A 20,860-nucleotide genomic window follows, 5' to 3' on the forward strand; every position below is an offset into this window, starting at 1 on the left:
CCGGCCCGCGCGGGGCCGGTTCAGCGCGGCGCCGGCAGGCCAGGCGCCACGGCGGCCGTATCGGCAGGCGCATCGGCCACCGGTGCGTCCGGGAACAACGCATAGCGCAGCCCCAGCACGCCCATCAGCGCCTCATCGCGCGCCTTGCCCGCGTCCACGGTCTGCACCCGCTGCAACGAGGCCTCCAGCTTGGCCTGCAGGCCGGCCGGTGCCGGCAGCGGCGCCCGCCGTGCCACCTGCGCGCGATAGTGCGCGCCCACATCGTCCAGGATCGATTCGATCGCCTGCATGCTGGCCGGCGGCAAGCCATGGCGGGCGCGGCGCAGCTGCAGGATGTTCAGGCCGATGCGCGCTTCGGTAAGCATGTCCACCGAGGCGATGTCGCTGCCTTCCGGGGTCGCCGCCAGGCGCGGGGCCAGCAGGCCGAGCAGGTCCAGCATGCGCGCGGCGAACTGCTGGCGATCCTGCTGGCCACGGCCTTCGGCGGCCTCGGCCAGCGTGGTCCAGCCCTGCCGCACCAGCCGGCGTGCGGTCCATTCGGCACCGACCGAGCGGAACAGCCGGGTCATCACCACCGCAAACCCGATCCCGATGAACATCGCCACCGAGGAATTGATGAAGCTCTGGATGTTGGCGTTGTAGGTGTTCTGCACGTTGAGCAGCGCCACCAGGTTGACCGTCAACGGCAGCCCGATCAGCGCGGTCTGCGGCTTGTGCAGCAGCAGGCCCAGCGGCAGGAACACCACCGCCAGCACAATGGCCAGGCTGCCGAAGTCATGCACCGCCGGGAACACGCCGAACAGGTACACCCCGGCCACCAGGCTGGCCACGATCGCCCACAGCAGGAAGGACAGCATGCTCGGTGCCGGATCGTCCTGCGCGGCGAAGAACGCAGCAGCCACCGCGGCCATCATGGCGCCGTTGCCACCCCCTTCCCAGCCCAGCCCGATCCACAGCGCGCAGTAGGTCATCAACGCCACGCCGGCGCTGGCCGCCGAGAACAGCGCCATGCCGTAATCCACATGCCGTGCATCACTGCTGCGCGTGGCGCGGATCCGGTAGTGGGCGGTATCGGTCGGCGCGCTGCCCTGTTCGATGGCGTCCTGCAGGGTGCCGCAGTCCTGCCACAGGTCCACCAGCTCCTCCAGCCGCAGCAGCAGGGTCACCAGCAGCAGGTGGTCCAGCTCGCCGTCCACCGCCGGCTTGAGCGCCAGGATGCGGGCGCGCAGCGCGGCGTATTCGCTGGCGCTGGAGCGGCCGGGCTGCTCCAGCCACTGTGCGATGTCGGTCACCAGCGGCTCCAGGCCCGGCGGCAGCGCACGGCCCCCGGCGCGCAGCGCGCCCAGGCGGTCTGCGATGGAAGACAGCACCGGCAGCATCAACAGCATGCGTTCGCGCAGCCGCTCCATCGACACCGCCGCGCCGGCATGGCGGGGATCGTCGCGACGCAGGAACTCGATCAGCGCCTCGAACTGCACCAGGTCGGCGGCCAGCCGGTTGCGCGGGCCATGCGCCTGGCCACGCAGCAGGATCTGCCGCGACCACTGCGCCGCATCGCCCATCCAGTTGCTGACCCGCGAGCGCAGCATCGGCCGCACCGAGGTGGGGAAGAACAGCGAGGCGAACAGCACCGCCACCACCGTGCCCAGGATGATCTCTTCGCTGCGCGCCACCACCGTGTCGAAGATGGTGTCCGGCGAGGTCACCGCAGGAAAGCCGATGAAGGCGGTGGTGTAGCCGGCCAGCAGGAACGCGTAGCCGCGCGGACCACGGTTGAGCAGGGCGATGAACAGGCAGCCGGACAACCACAGCGACATCGCCGCGCTCAGCAGCAGCGGCATTTCCACCAGGTGCGGCAGCATCCACAGCGTTGCCGCACCGGCGATCAGCGTGCCGACGATGCGGTACACGCCCTTGGCGCGGGTGGGGCCGAGCATCGGCTGGGTCACGATGTAGACCGTGGCCATCGCCCAGTACGGGCGCGACAGGTTGCCGGCCAACCCGATGTACAGCGCGGCCAGCGCGGCCAGGAAGGTCTTCACCGAAAACAGCCACGCCTGACGGTCCAGCAGCACCATCGCGTTTACCTCGTCGCCTTGCCGGCGGCCACGGCGTCGGCGTTCCAGCCGCCACCCAGCGCCAGGAACAGCTGGATCTGATCACGCGATACCTGCGCCTGCGCGGCGGCCAGGGTGGCATCGGCCGAGACCAGCGTGCGGTCGGCATCCAGGCTGGCCAGGTAGGGGGTGCGGCCGCCCTGGTACAGGCGCCGGTTCTGGCTGGCGGCCAGTTCGGCCTGCTGCTGGGCGGTCTGCAGCGATTGCAGGCGTTGCAGGTCGTGCGCATAGCGGCTGAGCGCGGTCTGGGTTTCGCGCAGCGCCTGCAGCACGCTGTGGTCGAACTCGGCCAGCGCCGCGTCCGCGCCCGCCTCGGTGGCGTGGATGCGCGCATGCGTGCCCGAGGACGGCAGCGTCCAGGAGATCAGCGGGCCGATCGACCACTGCTGGGTCAACGGCTGGCCGAAATCTTCCAGCAGGCCAGCCGCACCGACCGAGGCGCCCAGGCGGATGTCCGGATACAGCTCGGCGGTGGCCACGCCGATCCGCGCGGTGGCCGCTGCCAGTCGGCGTTCGGCCTGGCGCACGTCCGGGCGACGTTGCAGCAGTGCGCGGCCATCGCCCACCGGTAGCGGTTGGGCCAGGGTCGGCGGCTGGCTGCAGTCGCCCACGCCGTCGGGCAGCTGCCCCGGGGTGCGACCGAGCAGGGCCGCCAACTGGTATTCGGAGGCTTGGCGCTGGGCGCGCAGCGGTGGCAGCGCCGCTTCCAGCATCGCTACCTGGGCGTTGGCGCGGGCCAGCTCGGGCGGGGTGCCGCGGCCGGCGTTGATCAGCCGTTGGGTGACCTCGCGGCTGCGCTGCTGCAGCTGCAGCGAATGCTCGGCCACGTGCAGCTCATGGTTGGCATGGCAGATCTCCACGTAGCTGCCGGCGACCTGCGCCACCAGCGACACGCGGGCCAGGTCGAGGGCGGCGGCCACGCTCTGCTCGTCGGCATGCGCGGCCTCGGAAGCGCGCTTGAGCTTGCCGAACAGGTCGAACTGGTAGGACACGGCGAACTTGCCGTCGGCCAGGTTGATCGGCGGCAGTTCGTGTTCCAGCAGGAACGATTCGGCCGACAGCTGCGCACGGCTCACCCCGGCCTCGGCCTCGTACTCGAAACCACCGGCATCCAGCGCCTGCTCGTAGACGGCGGCAGCGCGGCGCAGGTTGGCATCGGCCACCTTGAGCTCCACGTTGTCGCGCAGTGCCTGCTGTACCAGGGCATTGAGGGTGTCGTCCTGGTACAGCTCCCACCAGCGCGCGGGCAGCTCGGCACCGGCGGCCACCTGCGGGTTGCCGGTGTCGATGAAAGCCGCATTGGCCTCCGGCCGCTGGAAGGCCGATCCTGCGGGCACGGTGTAATCCGGGCCCACGGTCTTGCACGCGGCCAGGGTGGTCAACGCCAGCCCCAACGCGATGCGGTGCAGGGCAGGGCGGCTCACAACGCCGCCTGTGCCGGTCGTGCCGGCGTCGCCTGGACCGTGTCCGGCACGATGGTGACCGTGGCGGTGCGCCCGGCGATCAGGTTGACCCCGGCCGGCACATGGTCGATATGGATGCGCACCGGGATGCGCTGGGCCAGCCGCACCCAGTCGAAGGCCGGGGTCACGTTCGGCAGCAGGCTGCTGCCTTCGCTGCGGTAGCGGTCCTCGATGCCGGCGGCGATGCTCTGCACATGGCCCTGCAGCGGCTGTGCCTCGCCCATCAGGCGGATATCCACCTTCTGCCCGGCGTGCACGCCGCGCAGGCGGGTTTCCTCGAAATAGCCATCCACGCGGAACGAACCGGTATCCAGCACCGCCATTACCGGCCGCCCCGCGGTGACGTAATCGCCGGCACGCACGGTGCGGTCGTTGACGTGCCCGGCGCTGGGGCTGCGCACCTCGGTACGCGCCAGATTGAGCCTGGCCAGGTCCACGGCCGCCTGCGCGGTGGCCATCGAGGCCTGCGCGGCGAGCAGCTTGGCGCGGCGTACCTCGGCATCCTCGGCGGCGACCAGGTCGGACAGGCTGCGGTCGCGCGCGATCTCGCGGCGCAACTGGTCCAGCGTGGCGCGGCGTTCGCCGAGGGCGGCCTGGGCCTGTTCCAGCGCGATCTGGTAGCGGGCGCGGTCGACCACGAACAGCACGTCGCCGCGCGCCACCGGCTGGTTGTCGGTCACCTTCACCGCCTCCACCAGCCCGGACACGTCCGGTGCCACCTGCACCACGTCGGCGCTGACGTGCGCATCGCGCGTCCACGGCTCGTCCATGTAGTACGACCACAGATGGCGCAGCACCAGCACGGCGGCGATCACCGCCACGACGGTCAGCACGACCGGGAAAGCACGCTTGAGGATCTTGTTCACGATTGCATCCAACGCATCAGGGAAAACAACCCGCCAAGCACGATCACGTACACGGCCAGGTTGAACAGGGCGGGGTGCCAGATGTGGCGGTAGGCGCCGGTGCGCTGCAGGACCACGCGCAGCCCGCTCTTGAGCAGGTACGCCAGCAGCATCAGCCCGAGCAGGGTCGGGACGAACACACCATAGAGACTGAATTCACCGTACATCGAGGCAAAGGGTTCACTGGGGGAGCGGAAAGGGGGGCGCCCGGCGTCGTGACACGGCACCGGGCGGAAAAAAGGGGGAAACGGCTTACGTCACGCGTTCGGCGGCATCGGCCAGCAGCTGCCACAGCTTCAGCACGGTGCGCAGTTCATCCAGCGACAGCTCGCCGAACACGCCCTGGCGCAGCCCGATCAACTCCGTTTCCAGCTGGCTCACCAGGGCTTCGCCCTTGTCGGTCAGCCACAGCAGGTTGGCGCGGCGGTCGCTGGCATCGCATTCGCGGCGGACCAGGTCGCTGGCCGAGAGCTTGTCCAGCAGCCGCACCAGCGACGGACCTTCCATGCCCAGCTGCTGGGCCAGCGTCACCTGGCGGATACCCCCGCCGGCACGCCCGATCATCAGCAGCGGCATGGTGCATGCCGCTGAAATGCCGTAGCTGCCCAAGGCCTGGTCGGCCAGGCGCTGCCATTGCCGCCCTGCATAAAGCAGGCCGGAGCTGAGCTGCATCTGCAGCCGGGTGCGTTCGTCGAGGGTTCGTTTCATGGCAGTTCGATAGGATACTACTAATTTCCATCCTATCAATACCCTGGCCCAACCGCAGCCCAACGCCGGGCCCGCCGCCGCAGGCCCGGACAGCATGGCGGGGGACGTCCGAGGGGTCTGTCGGGTACGATGCTCGCCCCCCTTCGGGTGCTGTATGTAATGAGCAAACAAGACAACGACGCCACCCCGGTCACCCAGGCCGATGCCGAATCGGCCGTGCGCACCCTGCTGCGCTGGGCCGGTGAAGACCCCACCCGCGAAGGCCTGCTGGATACCCCGCGGCGCGTGGCCGAGGCCTACGGCGACTGGTTCAGCGGCTACCGCGACGATCCGCGCGCCTACATGGAGCGCACCTTCGAGGAAGTGGCCGGCTACGACGAACTGATCGTGCTGCGCGACATCGAGTACGAAAGCCACTGCGAACACCACATGGCGCCGATCATCGGCCGCGTGCACGTCGGCTACCTGCCGGCCGGCAAGGTGGTGGGCATCAGCAAGCTGGCCCGCGTGGTCGAGGCGTATGCACGCCGCTTCCAGGTGCAGGAAAAGATGACCGCGCAGATCGCCCAGTGCATCCAGGACGTGCTGCAGCCGGTCGGCGTGGGCGTGGTGGTGGAAGGTGCGCACGAGTGCATGACCACCCGCGGCATCCACAAGCGTGGCGTCAGCATGGTCACCTCCAAGATGCTGGGCAGCTTCCGCGAGGATGCGCGCACCCGCGCCGAGTTCCTGCGCTTCATCGAAGTGGGCGGCAAGCGCTGAACCTGCCGCGCGCCCGGCAGCGCTCTGCCGGGCCGTTCCCCTTCCCGCTGCGCGGCGTCCGGCCGCGCGGTGTTTTTCCGGATGTCCTGGCTGCATGAAGCACCACGAACGCATCACCCGTTACCGCGCCCTGCGCGAGCAACCCCAGTGGAAGCTGCTGGCGGCCGCCAACGCCCCTGAAATCATCGGCCTGCTGCAGGGCCTGTTGATGGATGGCGAGCGGACGCTGCCGGCCGCGGCGCTGCATGAACGCCTGCAGCGCGCGCTGGACCAGCTCAATGGCGAGGAACTCTCGCGCGAGTTGCCGCGTACCGCCCAGGCCTACATCGCCCACTGGCTGGCGCAGGGCTGGCTGGAGCGGCGCCTGCCCGAGGGGGCCGACCAGGAGCAGTACGAGCTGTCCACCCAGGCCCTGCAGGCGATCCGCTTCGCCGACAGCCTGGAGCAGACCCGCGTGGCGGCCACCGAAAGCCGGCTGGCGCTGGTGATCGAACAGCTCTCGCAACTGGCCGCGCAGACCGAATCCAACCCGGATGCGCGCCTGTCGGCGCTGCGCGACGAACGCGACCGCATCGACGCGGAGATCGCGCGGGTCGGCCAGGGCCGCGTGGTGGCGCTGGATGGCAAGCGCGCGCTGGAACGCGCGCGGCAGATCATCGGCCTGGCCGATGACCTCACCGAAGACTTCCGCCGTGTCCGCGACGATTTCGAGCGCCTCAACCGCGAGTTCCGCGAACGCATCATCGACGATGAAAGCGAACGCGGCGAGGTGCTCTCCCGGTTGTTCGAGGGCGTGGACGTGATCGGTGACAGCGATGCCGGGCGCAGCTTCCAGGCCTTCTGGCGGCTGCTCAACGATGCCGAGCAGAGCGCCCAGCTCGACGCCGCGCTGGAAGCGGTGCTGGCACGCGGCTTCGCCCGCAAGCTCGACCGCGACGAGCGCGCCTTCCTGCGCGGCTTCACCGGCACCATGCTCGACCGCGGTGGCCAGGTCCACGACGTGCTGCAGCACTTTGCGCGCAGCCTGCGCGGGTTCGTGCAGAGCCGTGGGTACCTGGAACAGCGCCGGCTCAACCAGCTGCTTAAACAGGCCCAGTCCGAAGCGCTGGCACTGCGCGATGATTTTTCCGCCCAGCGCCCGATCGGCCGCGACCTCCAGCTCACCACCAGCCGCCTGCGCTCGTGGTCGCAATGGAAACTGCACGATCCGCGCAGCGCACAGGTGGATGGCAGCGTGCAGCGCAACGATGCGGCCAGCATCAGCCTGGAAAGCGTCGGCGACCTGGTCGCGTCCTCGGAAATCGATTTCCGCACCCTGCGCCGGGACCTGCACGAGCTGCTCGGCGTGCAACCGAAATTGAGCATCGCCCAGGCCCTGTCGCAGCGCGAAGCGCCGCAGGGACTGGGCAGCGTGATCGGCTACCTGTCGCTGGGCACCCGCCACGGCGTGGTGGTCGACGGCGAACAGGAAACCGCACATTGGCGTGGCGGCGATGGGCAGTGGCGACGCGCCCGCATCCCGCTGGTTTGGTTCACCCAGGAGAAACGCCATGAACTGGCATGAAGATTCCCACGATGCCGCCCCGATCGACGGGCCGGCAGACGACCAGGACGCAGAGCCGGTCGTGATCACGCCGCCGCCGCGTCGCAACAACGACGTGTTCTACATGGGCGACACCGGCCGCCTGCCGCTGGATGGGCGCCGCGCGCTGTGCCAGCTGTTGATCGGCCCCAGCATCGACCAGCTGCGCCACGCCAAGCTGTGGCCGGCATTGATCCGCAGCGAAGCGGCCATCCGCTCGGCGCTGGCGGACCTGTTCCTGGAGCTGGTGCTCGACCGCGACAGCGGCGTGGCCTTCACCCGCCAGGCCGATACCGAAGACATCGACGCGCCGGTGCTGCTGCGCAGCTCGCCGCTGACCTTCATCGACTCGGTGCTACTGCTGTACCTGCGCCAGCAACTGGCTGAGGCCGATGCACGCGGCAACCGCGCCGTGGTGGCCGACACCGAGATGGCCGAAGCACTGGCCATCTACGAGAAAAACCTCTCCACCGACCGCGCCGGCTTCAATCGCCGTGTCGCCGCTGCCGTGCAGAAGATGAAAGAGAACCACATCCTGACCCGCCTGGCCGGCCAGGACGACCGACACGAAGTGTCGCCGGCGCTGAAGCTGCTGTTCTCCGCCGAAGATGTCTCCGCGCTGTCGTCGGTGTACCGCCAGCTGCGCGAAACCCCTGCTGCAAAAGCCTGAACGGACCGACCGATAACGCATGGCCATCTCCAAGCACACCCCCGCCCTGTTCACCGAAGGGCTGCCGGACCCGCGGCTGCAGCAGTTCCGCATGCGCCGCCTGCAGGTGCACAACTGGGGCACGTTCAACGGCCTGACCGAGGTGCCGATCGCCGAGCGGGGGTTCCTGTTCGTGGGCCGCTCCGGCTCGGGCAAGTCGACCCTGCTCGATGCCATGTCGGCGATGCTGGTGCCGCCCTCGATCGTCGACTTCAACGCCGCCGCGCGTGAGGCCGAACGCAGTGGCCGCGACCGCAACCTGGTCTCCTACGTGCGTGGCGCCTGGGCCGACCAGCAGGACCGTGGCACCGGCGAAATCGCCACCCAGTACCTGCGCAAGGGTGCTACCTGGACCGCGCTGGTGCTGGAATACCGGGCCGGCGACGGTCGCGTGGTCAGCCTGGTGCGCCTGTTCTGGATCGCCGGCAATGGCGCGGCCGCTGCCGACGTGCGCAAGCATTACCTGATCGCCGAGCGTCCCTTCGATATCGCCAAGGACCTCGGCGGGTTCGACCTGGACCTGCGCAAGCTCAAGCAGCGCCTGGGCGATGTGCACCACTTCGACAGCTTCGTCGGCTACGCCGAGCGCTTCCGCCACCTGCTGGGCATCGACAATGAAATGGCGCTGCGCCTGCTGCACAAGACGCAGTCGGCCAAGAACCTGGGCGACCTGAACGTCTTCCTGCGCGACTTCATGCTCGATACGCCCAAGACCTTCGATGCCGCCGAACGCCTGGTCAGTGACTTCGCCGAGCTGGACGGCGCGCACAAGTCGGTGGTCACCGCGCGGCGCCAGGTCGAAACCCTGTTGCCCGCGCGTGCGCTGCACGCCGAGCTGAAGGCGATGAACCTGCAGCGCGCGGACGAGGAAACCCTGAAGCTCGGGCTGGACAGCTTCCGCGAATCACGCCTGCAACTGCTGCTGGACAAGCGGCTGCAGGAAATCGACGTGCGCCACCGCGGCCTGCTCGGCGAGGAAACCCAGCGTCGCCAGACGCTGGCCAACCACGAAGAACACGTGGCCGAACTGGAACTGCAGCGACGCCAGCAGGGCGGCGAGCGCATCGAGGAGCTGGAACGCGAACAAGGGCGTGCCCAGGCCGAGCGCGACCGACGCCAGGCAAAGCGCGATCAGGCCAACCAGGCCGCGGCCAAACTGCAGGACGCATTGCCCGATGACGCGCACGGCTTCGCGCAGCTGATCAGCCGCGCGCAGGGCGAGCTGGACAACCGCCAGCAGGCGGCTGCCGCGCTGGACGATGCCATCACCGAGCGGTTGTCCGGCAAACAGGACGACACGCGCCGCTTCGGCGATGTCCGCGCGGAACTGGAGGCGATGGAGCGCAACCCGTCGAGCATTCCCGCCCCGCTGCAGAAGCTGCGCAGCCGCCTGGCCGAGGAAACCGGTGTTCCCGAAGCAGCACTGCCGTTCGTGGGCGAGCTGATCCAGGTCCGCCAGGAAGAGGGCGCCTGGCAGGGCGCGATCGAGCGCGTGCTGTTCGGGTTCGCGCAGTCGCTGCTGGTGGAAGACAAGCACTACAACGAAGTCAACGCGTGGGTGAACCGCACCCACATCGGCATGCGGCTCACCTACTACCGCGTGCGTCGCAATGACGATGCCATTGCCCGTGACCCCTCCAAGCGTTCGTTGCTGCACAAACTGGAATTCCGCGACAGCGTGTTCGAGCCGTGGCTGCGCCGCGAGCTCGGCAAGCGCTACGACTACGAGTGCGTCGAGGCAAAGCAGCTGCGCGATGTCGAACGCGGCATCTCGCGCGAAGGCCAGGTCAAGCACCCGGGCGATCGCTTCGAGAAAGACGACCGCAACGCAATCGGTGATCGTCGCCGCTGGCTGCTGGGCTTCAGCAACAGCGACAAGCTGGCGCTGTTCCGCAAGGAAGCCCAGGAGCTGGCGCAACGCATCGCCGAATGCGACGAAGATGTCGCACGGCTGCGCAGCCAGCGCGATCGCGACAACGATCGGCGCCTGGCCTGCAACCAGCTGGTCAATTTCAGCTGGGAGGAAGTGGATGTCGCCACGGCCGTCCAGCGCTTGCAGGACATCGAATCGTCGCTGCACGAGCTGAAGGAAGGCAACGCCGACCTGGCCCGCCTGGCGCAGCAGATCGACCAGGCGCGCGCGGATATCGCGCAGGCCCGCCGGACCTACGAAGACACCCGCGTCGAGCTCGCCCAGCACGCACGCGAACGCGACAAGCTCGATGCCCAGCGCCAGCGCAGCCGCGCCCTGGTGCTGCCGGCCCTCGGTGCCACCCAGGAAGCCGGGCTGCAGTCGCGCCTTGAGCGCCTGGGCGGCCTCAGCCTGGAAACGCTGGAAGCGCACATGCGCGAGATCAGCAAGGGCATCAACGAAAGCCTCGCCGCCTCGCAGCAGGACGTGCACCGCGTTGAGACGCAGCTGGTGGCCTGCTTCCGGCGCTTCGCGCAGGCGTGGCCGGAAGAGTCCGGCGATTTCACCGCGTCCGTCGCCTCGGCCGAGGACTACCTTGCCCGCCTGCAGCGGCTGGAACGCGATGGCCTGCCGCAGCACGAAGAACGCTTCTTCGACCTGCTGCAGAACCAGAGCAAGAACAACCTGCTGGCCCTGCAGCGGCACAGCGCCGAGGCACGCAAGTCGATCGGCCAGCGCCTGGACGAGGTCAATGCCTCGCTGGAGCAGGTGCCGTTCAACCGCGGCACCCTGTTGACCATCGAGCTCAGCGACCGGCGCCTGCCGGAGGTGCTGGAGTTCCACCAGCAGCTGCGCGACGTGCTGTCGCACCATCAGACCGAAGAGCGCGAGGTGGCCGAGGCGCAGTTTGCCGTGCTGCGCGAGCTGGTCAAACGCCTTGGCTCACAGGAAGGCGAGGACCGCCGTTGGCGCGAAAACGTGCTCGACGTGCGCCTGCATGTGGAGTTCATCGGCGTCGAGCTCGACGCCGCTACCCGCCAGCAGGTGGAGATCTACCGCAGCGGCGCTGGCAAGTCCGGTGGACAGCGGCAGAAGCTGGCCACCACCTGCCTGGCTGCAGCGCTGCGCTACCAGCTCGGCGGCGCCGAAAGCCAGCTGCCCAGCTACGCCGCCGTCGTGCTCGACGAAGCGTTCGACAAGGCCGACAACGAGTTCACCGCCCTGGCGATGAACATCTTCGAGAACTTCGGTTTCCAGATGGTGGTGGCCACGCCGCTGAAGTCGGTGATGACGCTCGAACCGTTCATCGGTGGTGCCTGCTTCGTCGAAATCAGCGGCCGCCACGACTCCGGCGTGCTGCTGATCGAGTACGACGAAGAGGCCAAGCGGCTCAAGCTGCCGGAGCGCAGCCGCCAGCAGGACGCCGAACCGGTCGCCTGACCGGTCGGCAATCCCCACACCCGCACGGCAAACACTGCACCGGCAACGGCAATCCCCGCGCCGGCAACGGAAATCCCGCACCCACAACGGCATTTCCCGCACCGGCAACGGAAACCCCGCACCCGCACCGGAAATCCCGCACCCACAACGGAAATCCCGCACCGGCAACGGAAATCCCGCACCCACGTAGAGCCGACCGTTGGTCGGCTGCTCCACCATCACCGGTCGCCGCAGCGCCCCGCTCTACGCGTTATCCGCCGAACGTATCCCAGCCCATCCGCGCGATCAGCACCACCACCAGACCGACGAACAATTTGCGGATGAACGGCGTACCGCCGCGCAGCGCCAGCCGCGTGCCCACCACCGAGCCGACGATGTTGGCGGCGGCCATCGGCAGCGCGAACAGCCACAGGATGTTGCCGGTCGGCACGAAGAAGGAAATGGCAGCGACATTCGTGGCCAGGTTCACCACCTTCGAGGCGGCCGAGGCACGCAGGAAGTCCAGCCCGAAGAAGCGCACGAACAGGAAGATCAGAAAGCTGCCCGTGCCCGGCCCGAAGAACCCGTCGTAGAAGCCGATCACCGCGCCGATGCCCAGCGCCATGGCCAGCTCCCGGCGCCCGATCTCGCGCGGCCGGTGCAACGCGCCGAAATCCTTCTTCCACAGCGTGTAGCCGAGCATCGCCACCAGCAGCACCAGCACCAGCGGGCGCACCGCGTCTTTGGGCAGCAGGCTGACCGCCGTGGCCCCGGCGAAGGAAAACACGAAGGCGGTGCCCGCCGCGAACAGCACCGGTCGCCACGGGAAGCGCACGTTGCGCGCGTAGCGGAACGCGGCCGCAGCCGTGCCGAACATCGAACTGAACTTGTTGGTGCCAAACAGCATCGCCGGGGTGTGCTGCGGCAGCACCGTGAACAGGCCGGGCAACTGCACCAGCCCGCCGCCACCCACGGCCGCATCGACCAGGCCGGCGATGAAGGCGATCGCCACCAACCACAACAGCTCAGGGGGAACCAGCTCGAGCACGGCAGCAACTTCGCGACACAAGGCGCGCAAGCATACGCCCGGACCCCCACACCGGGTAGAGCCGACCGTGGGTCGGCTGCCCTGCGCCACCGCACACACGTACCGACCAACGCTCGGTACCTACGGCGCATTCAGCACGCCCATACCCACGGTCCGCATCCACGGCGGACCCAAGCAAACGCGCGACAATAGCCCCATGAGCACACCCGACCCCTGTCCCTGCGGCCGCCCACTGGCCTACACCGCCTGCTGCGGCCTCTACCACGCCGGCGCGAACGCACCCGACGCCGAAGCCCTGATGCGCTCGCGCTACAGCGCCTACGTCAAGCAGCTGCCGGACTACCTGCTGGCCAGCTGGCATCCGTCCACGCGCCCGCAGGAATTATCGTTGGACGAAGCCCCCGGCCAGCGCACCCGCTGGTTGGGACTGACAATCCACACGCACACCACCACCGACCCGGACCACGCCCAGGTCAACTTCACCGCCCGTTACAAGGTCGGCGGCGGCAGCGCGGTCAAGATGCTCGAACACAGCCGCTTCGTCCGCGAAGACGGTCGCTGGTTCTACCTCGACGCGCTGCCCTGAGCCGGCTCGCGGCTGCGCACCGCCACCGGCCGCTGCTGGCCGTGGGCGCGCACGCAGTTGCGCCCGGCATCCTTGGCCGCGTACAGCGCCTGGTCGGCGGCCTTGATCACCGCCTGCGCGCCGTCGCCCACGCGGCTGTCGGCCATGCCGATGCTCACCGTCACCTGCACCACCGTGCCGTCGCCACCGCGGCCGCGCTGCAGCCGGCCCACCGCGTCGTCCTGCACGCGCGCCGCACGATCGCGCAGCTGCAGGCGGGTGGCTTCCACCATCGCCCGTACCGCTTCCACCGCCTCCACGCACGCCGGGGCAGGGCGGTCCAGGAACACCAGCGCGAACTCCTCGCCGCCATAACGGAACGCGCGTCCGCCGCCGCCCACCTCGGCCAGGCGCGCGGCCACCAGCTTGAGCACGTCGTCGCCGTTGTCATGGCCGTGGGTATCGTTGAAGCGCTTGAAGTGGTCCACATCCACCATCGCGATCGTGTACGTGGCCCCCACCCGTTGCAGGCACTCGTTCAACGCGCGCCGACCGGGCAGGCCGGTCAGTTCGTCGCGGTAGGCCATATGGAAAGATTCCTGCAGCATCGCCGACACGATCAGCAGCAGCGCGGTGCTGGCCAGCGCCGGCAGCAGCGCTGGCGACAGGAACACCCGCGGCAACATCGCCCACACCACCAGCAGCGCGACCAGCATCGCCGTATGCAGGGGCCGCGGCTGGCGCAGCGCCTGCACTGCCAGCCCGATCATCGCTGCCACGAACAGCAGCGTCGGCACCTGCGCCAACCGGCTCCAGCCGGTCGGCAGCCACGGCCAATGCTGGTCCGAGAGCAGGTCGTGCATTCCCTGCGGCCCCTGTGCGGCCAGCAGCGCGAACACACCGATCGCCGCACCGCTGACCACCCCGCGCAGCAGCAGGTCCTGGCGCAGTCGGCCGCGCTCGGGCCACAGCCCATGCAGCGCGAACAGCAGCGGCAGCCACAGCGAGACCGAATGAAACAACAACGGGGTCAGCGCGGTAACCGCGCCGGTATTGAGGAAACTGCCCACCAGCCCATGCAGGATCGCGAACGCCAGCGCGATCACCAGCAGCAGGCACACCGCGCGCACCCGGTTGTAGATCAGGCCCAGGCCGATGCCCAGACAGGTCAGTACCAGCGGCAGGATGCGATGCACCGGGCTGCCCACCTCGTCGGCCGGCGTGGCCGACCACAATCCCAGCCCCACCAGCACGGCGGGCAGCAGGAACAGATAGTGACCGGGCTGGCGTAGCAGGTGATTCCGCAAGACGGTTCCACAAAAGCGGGCCGGCGCGCCCTGGCCGCACGTGCAGACCGGGACCACGCAGGCGAGGTGTCTTTCCGATAGCGGCCACTGCGTATTCAACTTGAGTGCGTAACATCGCGTGAGCCTTGCCATGACGTCCTGCTCACCACCGCTGGTCGATCCTGACCGCGATGAATACCGCCGTCGCCTCACCACCGCCCGTCGCCCCATCGCCCGCCGCCGCACTGGCCGTCCGTTATGCCGGCATCCGCGCGCGCAGCATCGCGCTGGCCGCCCCGCTCAGCGCCGAAGATGCGATGGTGCAGAGCATGCCCGACGCCAGCCCGGCCAAATGGCACCTGGCCCACACCACCTGGTTCTTCGAACGCTTCGTGCTGGCCAGCCAGCCCGGCCATCAGCCGTTCAACGCAGACTGGCACTACCTGTTCAACAGCTACTACCAGAGCATCGGTCCGGCCCATGCGCGTCCGCAGCGTGGCCTGCTCTCGCGGCCGTCGCTGGAGGAAGTACTGCAGTACCGGGCCCGCGTCGATCAGCAGGTGATCACCCTGCTGCAGGCCGGTGCGCTCGATGCGCAGGCCAGCCATCAGCTGCAGCTCGGCCTGCACCACGAACAGCAGCACCAGGAGCTGCTGCTGACCGACATCAAGCATGCGCTGTGGTGCAATCCGCTGCAGCCGGCCTACCGCGATGATCTGAGCCGCAGCGACGCCATCGCCGTGCCGCTGCGCTGGCAGCGCAGCCCCGAACAGATCGTGGAGATCGGTGCTCCCGCGTGGCCGGCGCACGCGGACTTCGCCTACGACAACGAATCGCCCGTGCATCGCGTGCTCGTCCCGGCCCATGGCTTGGCCAATCGACCGGTCAGCAACGCCGAGTACCGCCAGTTCATCCAGGCCGGCGGTTACCGCGAGGTCGGGCTGTGGATGAGCGAAGGCTGGGCGCTGTGCCAGGCCGAACAGTGGCAGCACCCGCTGTACTGGGATGACGCACTCGAGCGCGAGTTCACCCTCGGCGGCTGGCGGGCGTTGGACCTGCATGCGCCGGTATCCCACATCAGCTATTTCGAAGCCGACGCCTTTGCCCGCTGGCAGGGCGCACGCCTGCCCACCGAGTTCGAATGGGAAGCCGCCGCCGCCGGTCACGCGCCGACCGGCCATTTCGCCGACGCTGACCGCCTCCACCCTGCCGGCATCGCCCCAGACGGGCAGGGCGACGATGACGCCCTCCTGCAGCTGTTCGGCGATGTCTGGGAATGGACCAGCAGCGCCTACGGCGCCTATCCGGGCTTTCGCCCCTTCGCCGGCAACCTCGGCGAGTACAACGGTAAATTCATGAACGGCCAATGGATCCTGCGCGGCGGCAGCTGCGCCACCCCGGACGGGCACGTCCGCGCCAGCTACCGCAACTTCTTCGCGCCCTCCGCACGCTGGCAGTTCGCCGGCGTGCGCCTGGCAAGGGACCTGGCGTGAGTACGGTCAGCGACGCGCTCGAGGCGCTCACCGACCTGCAGCCTGATCGCGGCCGCATCACCGCCGACATCCTGCACGGCCTGTCCGCCACGCCACGCCAGCTGCCGTCCAAGTACTTCTACGACGCGCGCGGTTCGGCTCTGTTCGAGCAGATCACCCACCAGCCCGAGTACTACCCCACCCGCACCGAACTGCAGCTGCTGCAGGACTGCGCCGCCGCCATCGCCAAGGTGGTCGGCCCACGTCTGCACGTGGTCGAACTTGGCAGCGGCAGTGGTCGCAAGACCGAGTTGCTGCTGCACGCGCTGGCCGATCCGGTCGCCTACACCCCCATCGAGATCTCGCGCGCGGCGCTGCTGGCCAGCATCGCGCGGCTGGCGCAGGCCCTGCCGGACATCGAGATGCTCCCGGTCTGCGCAGACTTCACTCACCCGGTGCAGGTGCCCGAGCCGCAACGCGAACCCGCGCGACGGTTGTTGTTCTTCCCCGGCTCCACGCTGGGCAACTTCGACCACGCCGACGCGGTCGCCTTGCTGCAGGCGATGCGCCAGACGATGGGGCGCGATGGCATGGCCCTGATCGGCATCGACCTGCACAAGGACCCGGCGCTGATCGAAGCGGCCTACAACGATGCCGCTGGCGTCACCGCCGAGTTCACTCTCAATCTGCTGCGTCGGCTCAACCGCGAGATCGGCAGCGACTTCGACCTGGATGGTTTCCAGCACCGGGCGCGCTACAGCGTGGCGCGCCTGCGCATCGAAACCGAACTGGTCAGCACCCGCGCCCAGCGCGTGCACGTAGCCGGGCACCCCTTCGATTTTGCCGAAGGCGAAGCGATGACCGTCGAATACAGCCACAAGTACACCGACGTCTCGTTCGCGTCATTGGTTGCCGAGGCAGGTCTTCGCGTCACTGCGCAATGGAATGCCGCCGCGCCGGCGTTCGGCCTGCGCCTGCTGCAACCGGCCTGAAGCGCCGGTTTGATCGGCGCCAGCCCGCTATGATGCAGGTCCACTTGGCTGCAAGGATTCCCGCCAATGAGGCTTCTCCCCGGCTGGCTGCTCGGCGCACTGTGCCTGGCCAGCGCCCCGGTTGCCGCCGCGCCACAGGATGATTTCGACCGCTGCCTGGCCACCCTGCAACCGCAGGCGCTCAAGCAGGGCATCCGTGCCGCCGGCTTTACCCGCTTCACCGCCGGGCTCACCCCGGACCTGAGCGTGCTGCCGCTGATGGACGCGCAACCGGAGTTCACCACGCCGCTGTGGGATTACCTGGCCGCGCTGGTGGACAGCCAGCGGGTGGACGACGGCCGCGCGCGTCTGGTCGAGCATCGCGATCTGTTGAACCGGGTATCGGCCCAGTACGGCGTCGATCCGGCCACGATCGTCGCGGTCTGGGGCGTGGAGAGCGATTACGGCCGCGTGTTCGGCAAGCGTCCGCTGCTGCAGTCGCTGGCGACGCTGTCGTGCAACGGCCGCCGCCAGCCCTTCTTCCGCGGCGAACTGCTGGCCCTGCTCAAGCTGCTCGATGCCGGGGACCTGCAGGCCGACGGCCTCACCGGTTCCTGGGCCGGCGCCTTCGGGCACACCCAGTTCATGCCCTCCACCTATGCGCGCATCGCCGTGGATGGCGATGGCGACGGTCGCCGCGACCTCGTCGCCAGCATTCCCGATGCCCTGGCCTCCACCGCCAACTACCTGGCCAAAGCGGGCTGGCGCAGCGGCCAGCCGTGGGGAATCGAGGTCACGTTGCCGGCGGGCTTCAACCCGTCGCTGGCCGGGCGCACCCAGCGCAAGCCGCTCGGCGACTGGCGTGCATTGGGCATCGTCCCGGTCGGCGGTGGCGCGCTCGCCCCTGCCGGCCTGCCCGCCGACAGCAACGCCGCCCTGCTGCTGCCCACCGGCGCCAAGGGCCCGGCGTGGCTGGTGTTCCGCAACTACGACGCGATCTACGCCTACAACGCCGCCGAAAGTTATGCGCTGGCCATCGCCACCCTGGCCGACCGCCTGCGCGGCGGCAACGGCACGGTGGCGGCCTGGCCCACCGACGATCCCGGCATCGGCCGCCGCGAGCGCCGTGAGCTGCAGACCCTGCTGCTCGCCCGCGGGCATGACATCGGCGCCGCCGACGGCATGGTCGGCACCGCCACCCGGCGCGCCATCCAGGTCGAGCAGCAGCGCCTGGGCTGGACCACCACCGACGGCCGCGCCGGTCAACGCATCCTCACCGCCCTGCGCAGCGCCCCTCCCATCAAGACCCCGCCGACCGCCATGCCTGCATCCACCGTGTTCACCCTGCCGCCCAACCACGCCCGCCTCATGCAGTCCCCGGCCGGCCCCGGCGCGGCCCTGCCCAAGGTCGAAGGTCTGAGCCTGGGCAAGGTGCAGGGCTTCGATGCCTGGAAGGTGGAGACCCCGTTCGCGACCGCCGCCATCGCGGTGTTCGGCGGGCAGCTGCTGTCCTATATCCCCAAGGGCGGCCAGGACGTGCTGTGGCTGTCGCCCAGCGCGCAGGCGCTGCCCACCCCCATCCGTGGTGGCAGCCCGGTGTGCTGGCCGTTCTTCGGCCGCCAGGGGCAGGGCAGCGACGTGCCCTCGCACGGCTTCGTGCGTACCCTGCCGTGGACCCTGAAGGACGCGCGGCGCGAGGCCGATGGCACGCTCGTGCTCTCGCTCGCCCCGCCCACGCTGGACAACCTGGCCCTGCGCCTGCACATGGAGCTGCGCATCGGCCGCACCCTGGAACAGCGCCTGGTCACCGAGAACACCAGCGCCCAGACGGTCCGCTTCACCCAGGCCCTGCACAACTACTTCAAGGTGGGCGACGCCACCGGCGTGGACGTGCAGGGGCTCGACGGCCTCACCTACCTGGACAAGTTCGAGGACTACGCCACCCCGCGCCTCCAACAGGGCGACTGGAACCTGCGCGACCCGCGCGACCCGGGCCGCAGCGATCGCATCTATACCCAGGCCGGTGGCCGTTATGTCCTCAAGGACTCCACCCTGAAGCGGCGCATCGAGATCACCACCCAGGGCAGCCACTCGCTGGTGGCCTGGAACCCGGGCGAAGCCGGCGCGGCCAAGATGGCCGACGTCGGTAGCGGCTGGCGCAACTATGTCTGCCTGGAAGCGGCCAACGCCGGCCCGGATGTGGTGACCCTCGCGCCGGGTGGGCGCCACGTGTTGCAGCAGACGTTCTCGGTGCTGCCGTTGTGAGTGCCAGCCCCCACGACCCGTATGCCGCGCCTGCGGCCGCGGTCATCGAGGCGGAAATCGACCTGGCCATCGAGCGTGCGGCCGGCGTCCACGACCGGCACCGGCAACTGGCCAGGGCGGTCGGCGACAATTTCGGCGTGTATGCCCGCCGCTGGCATCTGGATGCCCCAACCGGTCGATGGCCGCGCCCTTGGCACTGGCCGGCCTTCCTGTTCGACTTCTTCTGGCTGTTGTATCGGCGCCTCTATCTGGCGGCCGCGCTGATGCTGGTGCTGGAATTCGGCGTCGGGGCCGCCGTGGCGTTCAGCTGGATCGGTGAGAACGGCAGCCTGGTCCTGCTGATCGGTACGAAAGTGCTGCTGGGGCTGTCCGCCAACGCGGTGTACCTGTGGCACTGCCGGCGTCTGGTGGCCCGCACCGAGGCCCGCTACCGCGATCAACCGGCACGCATCGCTGCCGAACTCGACCGCCGTGGCGGCGTGAGCAAGGTGGCCCTGGGGCTGGGGTTCGTTCTGTATGTCCTGATTCGGGTGTTGGCCGGCGAGTGACCCGACTCAGCCGGCAGGCGTGCGCGGTCGCAGCACCAGCAGGCAGATACCTCCGGCCACCAGCCCCCAGAAGGCCGAACCGATCCCGGCCAGCGACACCCCTGAAGCGGTGACCAGGAACGTCACCAGCGCCGCCTCGCGGTCGGCCTCCTCGCGCAACGCCATCGACAGGCTGTTGGCGATCGTGCCGAACAGGGCAATACCGGCCACGCAGGCCACCAGTTCCCTGGGGAAGGCGGCGAACACCGCCGCCACCGTCGCCCCGAACAGGCCCACCACGATATAGAAGCCACCGGCGGCCACCGCTGCGGTGTAACGCCGCGCCGGGTCCTCGTGCGCCTCCCGTCCCATGCAGATCGCCGCGGTGATCGCCGCCAGGTTCAACCCGAAAGCGCCGAACGGCGCCAGCAGCGTATTGGCCACCCCGATCCAGCCGATCACCGGCGAGATCGGCGTGTCGTAGCCCGAGGCACGGATCACCGCCACGCCGGGGATGTTCTGCGAGGCCATGGTCACCACGAACAGGGGCAGGGCAACGCCGATCACTGCCGACCACGACAGCGTCGGCCAGGTGAACACCGGCGTGGCCAGCTCCAGCCGCACCGTCTCCATGTGCAGCAGTCCCTGAGAAGCCGCCACCGCTACACCCACCAGCAAGGTGGCGATCACCGCATAGCGTGGGAACAGGCGCCGACCGACCAACCAGGTGACGAACATCGCCAGTGCCATCCCCAACTGCGTCTGCATGGAGACGAACACCTCCAGCCCGAAGCGCAGCAGCACACCGGCCAGCATCCCGGCGGCCAGTGCCATCGGCACTCGCCGCATCACGCGCGCGAAGATCCCCGAGAAACCGGCGATCATCCCCAGCACCGCGGCAAGCACGAACGCACCGATCGCATCGCTGTAGCCCACTGCACCGGCGCCCACCACCAGCATCGCTGCACCCGGGGTGGACCAGGCCGTCACCACGGGCACGCGGTAGCGCAGCGACAGTCCGATACACGTGATGCCCATGCCCAATCCCAACGCCCACATCCACGAGGCGATCTGCGCCTGCGTTGCACCGACTGCGCGTGCGGCCTGGAACACGATCACCGCCGAACTGGCGAAGCCGACCAACACGGT

The 20,860-nt window shown here is 69.0% G+C and carries 17 protein-coding genes (1 of these 17 only partly in view); 9 read left to right on the plus strand and 8 right to left on the minus strand.

Annotation, left to right across the window (positions count from 1 at the left end; all coding sequences use genetic code 11):
- Positions 1–20 precede the first annotated feature (20 nt).
- The 5 genes from NR101_RS17880 to NR101_RS17900 all read right to left on the minus strand — a co-directional run bounded on the left by NR101_RS17880 (position 21) and on the right by NR101_RS17900 (position 5,193).
- The gene (locus NR101_RS17880; RefSeq protein WP_256776126.1) at positions 21–2,078 is read right to left on the minus strand and encodes an FUSC family protein; all 2,058 of its coding nucleotides are present in this window, start codon (positions 2,076–2,078) and stop codon (positions 21–23) included.
- A 5-nt stretch (positions 2,079–2,083) separates the two neighbouring features.
- Positions 2,084–3,541 (minus strand): efflux transporter outer membrane subunit, encoded by a 1,458-nt coding sequence (locus tag NR101_RS17885; protein WP_256776127.1) that lies wholly within the window; start codon positions 3,539–3,541, stop codon positions 2,084–2,086.
- On the minus strand, positions 3,538–4,446 hold the full coding sequence (locus NR101_RS17890) for an HlyD family secretion protein (protein ID WP_256776128.1): 909 nt from the start codon (positions 4,444–4,446) through the stop codon (positions 3,538–3,540). The genes NR101_RS17885 and NR101_RS17890 overlap by 4 nt, the downstream gene beginning before the upstream one ends.
- A complete protein-coding gene (locus NR101_RS17895; RefSeq protein ID WP_019183984.1) occupies positions 4,443–4,652 on the minus strand; it encodes a DUF1656 domain-containing protein in 210 nt (69 codons plus the stop codon). The genes NR101_RS17890 and NR101_RS17895 overlap by 4 nt, the downstream gene beginning before the upstream one ends.
- 85 nt (positions 4,653–4,737) lie before the next feature.
- Entirely contained in the window at positions 4,738–5,193 is a 456-nt protein-coding gene (locus NR101_RS17900; protein WP_256776129.1) for a MarR family transcriptional regulator, read from the minus strand.
- A gap of 159 nt (positions 5,194–5,352) precedes the next feature.
- On the opposite strand from NR101_RS17900, the gene folE reads away from it, so the two are divergent.
- From folE to NR101_RS17920, 4 genes are all read left to right on the plus strand, one after another.
- Positions 5,353–5,955, plus strand: coding sequence for a GTP cyclohydrolase I FolE (folE, locus tag NR101_RS17905; RefSeq protein ID WP_256776130.1), 603 nt, complete (start codon positions 5,353–5,355; stop codon positions 5,953–5,955).
- Positions 5,956–6,049: 94 nt separating this feature from the next.
- Positions 6,050–7,519: a DUF3375 domain-containing protein gene (locus tag NR101_RS17910; protein WP_256776131.1), complete on the plus strand. Its 1,470-nt coding sequence runs from the start codon at positions 6,050–6,052 to the stop codon at positions 7,517–7,519.
- Positions 7,506–8,207 (plus strand): DUF4194 domain-containing protein, encoded by a 702-nt coding sequence (locus NR101_RS17915; RefSeq protein WP_256776132.1) that lies wholly within the window; start codon positions 7,506–7,508, stop codon positions 8,205–8,207. Before NR101_RS17910 ends, NR101_RS17915 begins: the two co-directional genes overlap by 14 nt.
- Positions 8,208–8,226: 19 nt before the next feature.
- A complete protein-coding gene (locus NR101_RS17920; protein ID WP_256776133.1) occupies positions 8,227–11,598 on the plus strand; it encodes an SbcC/MukB-like Walker B domain-containing protein in 3,372 nt (1,123 codons plus the stop codon).
- A 250-nt stretch (positions 11,599–11,848) separates the two neighbouring features.
- Here the strand turns inward: NR101_RS17920 and NR101_RS17925 are convergent, their stop codons facing one another.
- Positions 11,849–12,625, minus strand: a complete 777-nt coding sequence (locus tag NR101_RS17925; RefSeq protein ID WP_256776134.1) for a TSUP family transporter — start codon at positions 12,623–12,625, stop codon at positions 11,849–11,851.
- Between the two features lie 196 nt (positions 12,626–12,821).
- On the opposite strand from NR101_RS17925, the gene NR101_RS17930 reads away from it, so the two are divergent.
- Complete coding sequence (locus tag NR101_RS17930; RefSeq protein ID WP_256776135.1) at positions 12,822–13,211, plus strand: YchJ family metal-binding protein; 390 nt, start codon at positions 12,822–12,824, stop codon at positions 13,209–13,211.
- Here NR101_RS17930 and NR101_RS17935 read toward each other — a convergent pair.
- A complete protein-coding gene (locus NR101_RS17935; protein ID WP_256776136.1) occupies positions 13,190–14,497 on the minus strand; it encodes a GGDEF domain-containing protein in 1,308 nt (435 codons plus the stop codon). The genes NR101_RS17930 and NR101_RS17935 overlap by 22 nt on opposite strands.
- A gap of 170 nt (positions 14,498–14,667) precedes the next feature.
- Between NR101_RS17935 and egtB the strand changes: the two genes are divergently transcribed.
- The 4 genes from egtB (at position 14,668) to NR101_RS17955 (ending at position 19,732) form a co-directional block, all read left to right on the plus strand.
- Positions 14,668–15,969 (plus strand): ergothioneine biosynthesis protein EgtB, encoded by a 1,302-nt coding sequence (egtB, locus tag NR101_RS17940; RefSeq protein WP_256776137.1) that lies wholly within the window; start codon positions 14,668–14,670, stop codon positions 15,967–15,969.
- Positions 15,966–16,940 (plus strand): L-histidine N(alpha)-methyltransferase, encoded by a 975-nt coding sequence (gene egtD / locus NR101_RS17945; RefSeq protein ID WP_256776138.1) that lies wholly within the window; start codon positions 15,966–15,968, stop codon positions 16,938–16,940. The genes egtB and egtD overlap by 4 nt, the downstream gene beginning before the upstream one ends.
- A gap of 66 nt (positions 16,941–17,006) precedes the next feature.
- The gene (locus NR101_RS17950; RefSeq protein ID WP_256776139.1) at positions 17,007–19,184 is read left to right on the plus strand and encodes a lytic murein transglycosylase; all 2,178 of its coding nucleotides are present in this window, start codon (positions 17,007–17,009) and stop codon (positions 19,182–19,184) included.
- The gene (locus tag NR101_RS17955; protein ID WP_256776140.1) at positions 19,181–19,732 is read left to right on the plus strand and encodes a DUF2628 domain-containing protein; all 552 of its coding nucleotides are present in this window, start codon (positions 19,181–19,183) and stop codon (positions 19,730–19,732) included. Before NR101_RS17950 ends, NR101_RS17955 begins: the two co-directional genes overlap by 4 nt.
- A gap of 6 nt (positions 19,733–19,738) precedes the next feature.
- Here NR101_RS17955 and NR101_RS17960 read toward each other — a convergent pair whose 3' ends face one another.
- Positions 19,739–20,860 carry the 3' portion of a benzoate/H(+) symporter BenE family transporter gene (locus NR101_RS17960; protein WP_256776141.1) on the minus strand. It continues 69 nt past the right edge of the window, so 1,122 of the gene's 1,191 nt are visible here — the last part of the coding sequence; the start codon falls outside the window, past its right edge — the gene reads right to left on this strand; the stop codon is at positions 19,739–19,741.

This window comes from Stenotrophomonas sp. Ste86 (assembly GCF_024519465.1).
Lineage (GTDB): Bacteria > Pseudomonadota > Gammaproteobacteria > Xanthomonadales > Xanthomonadaceae > Stenotrophomonas.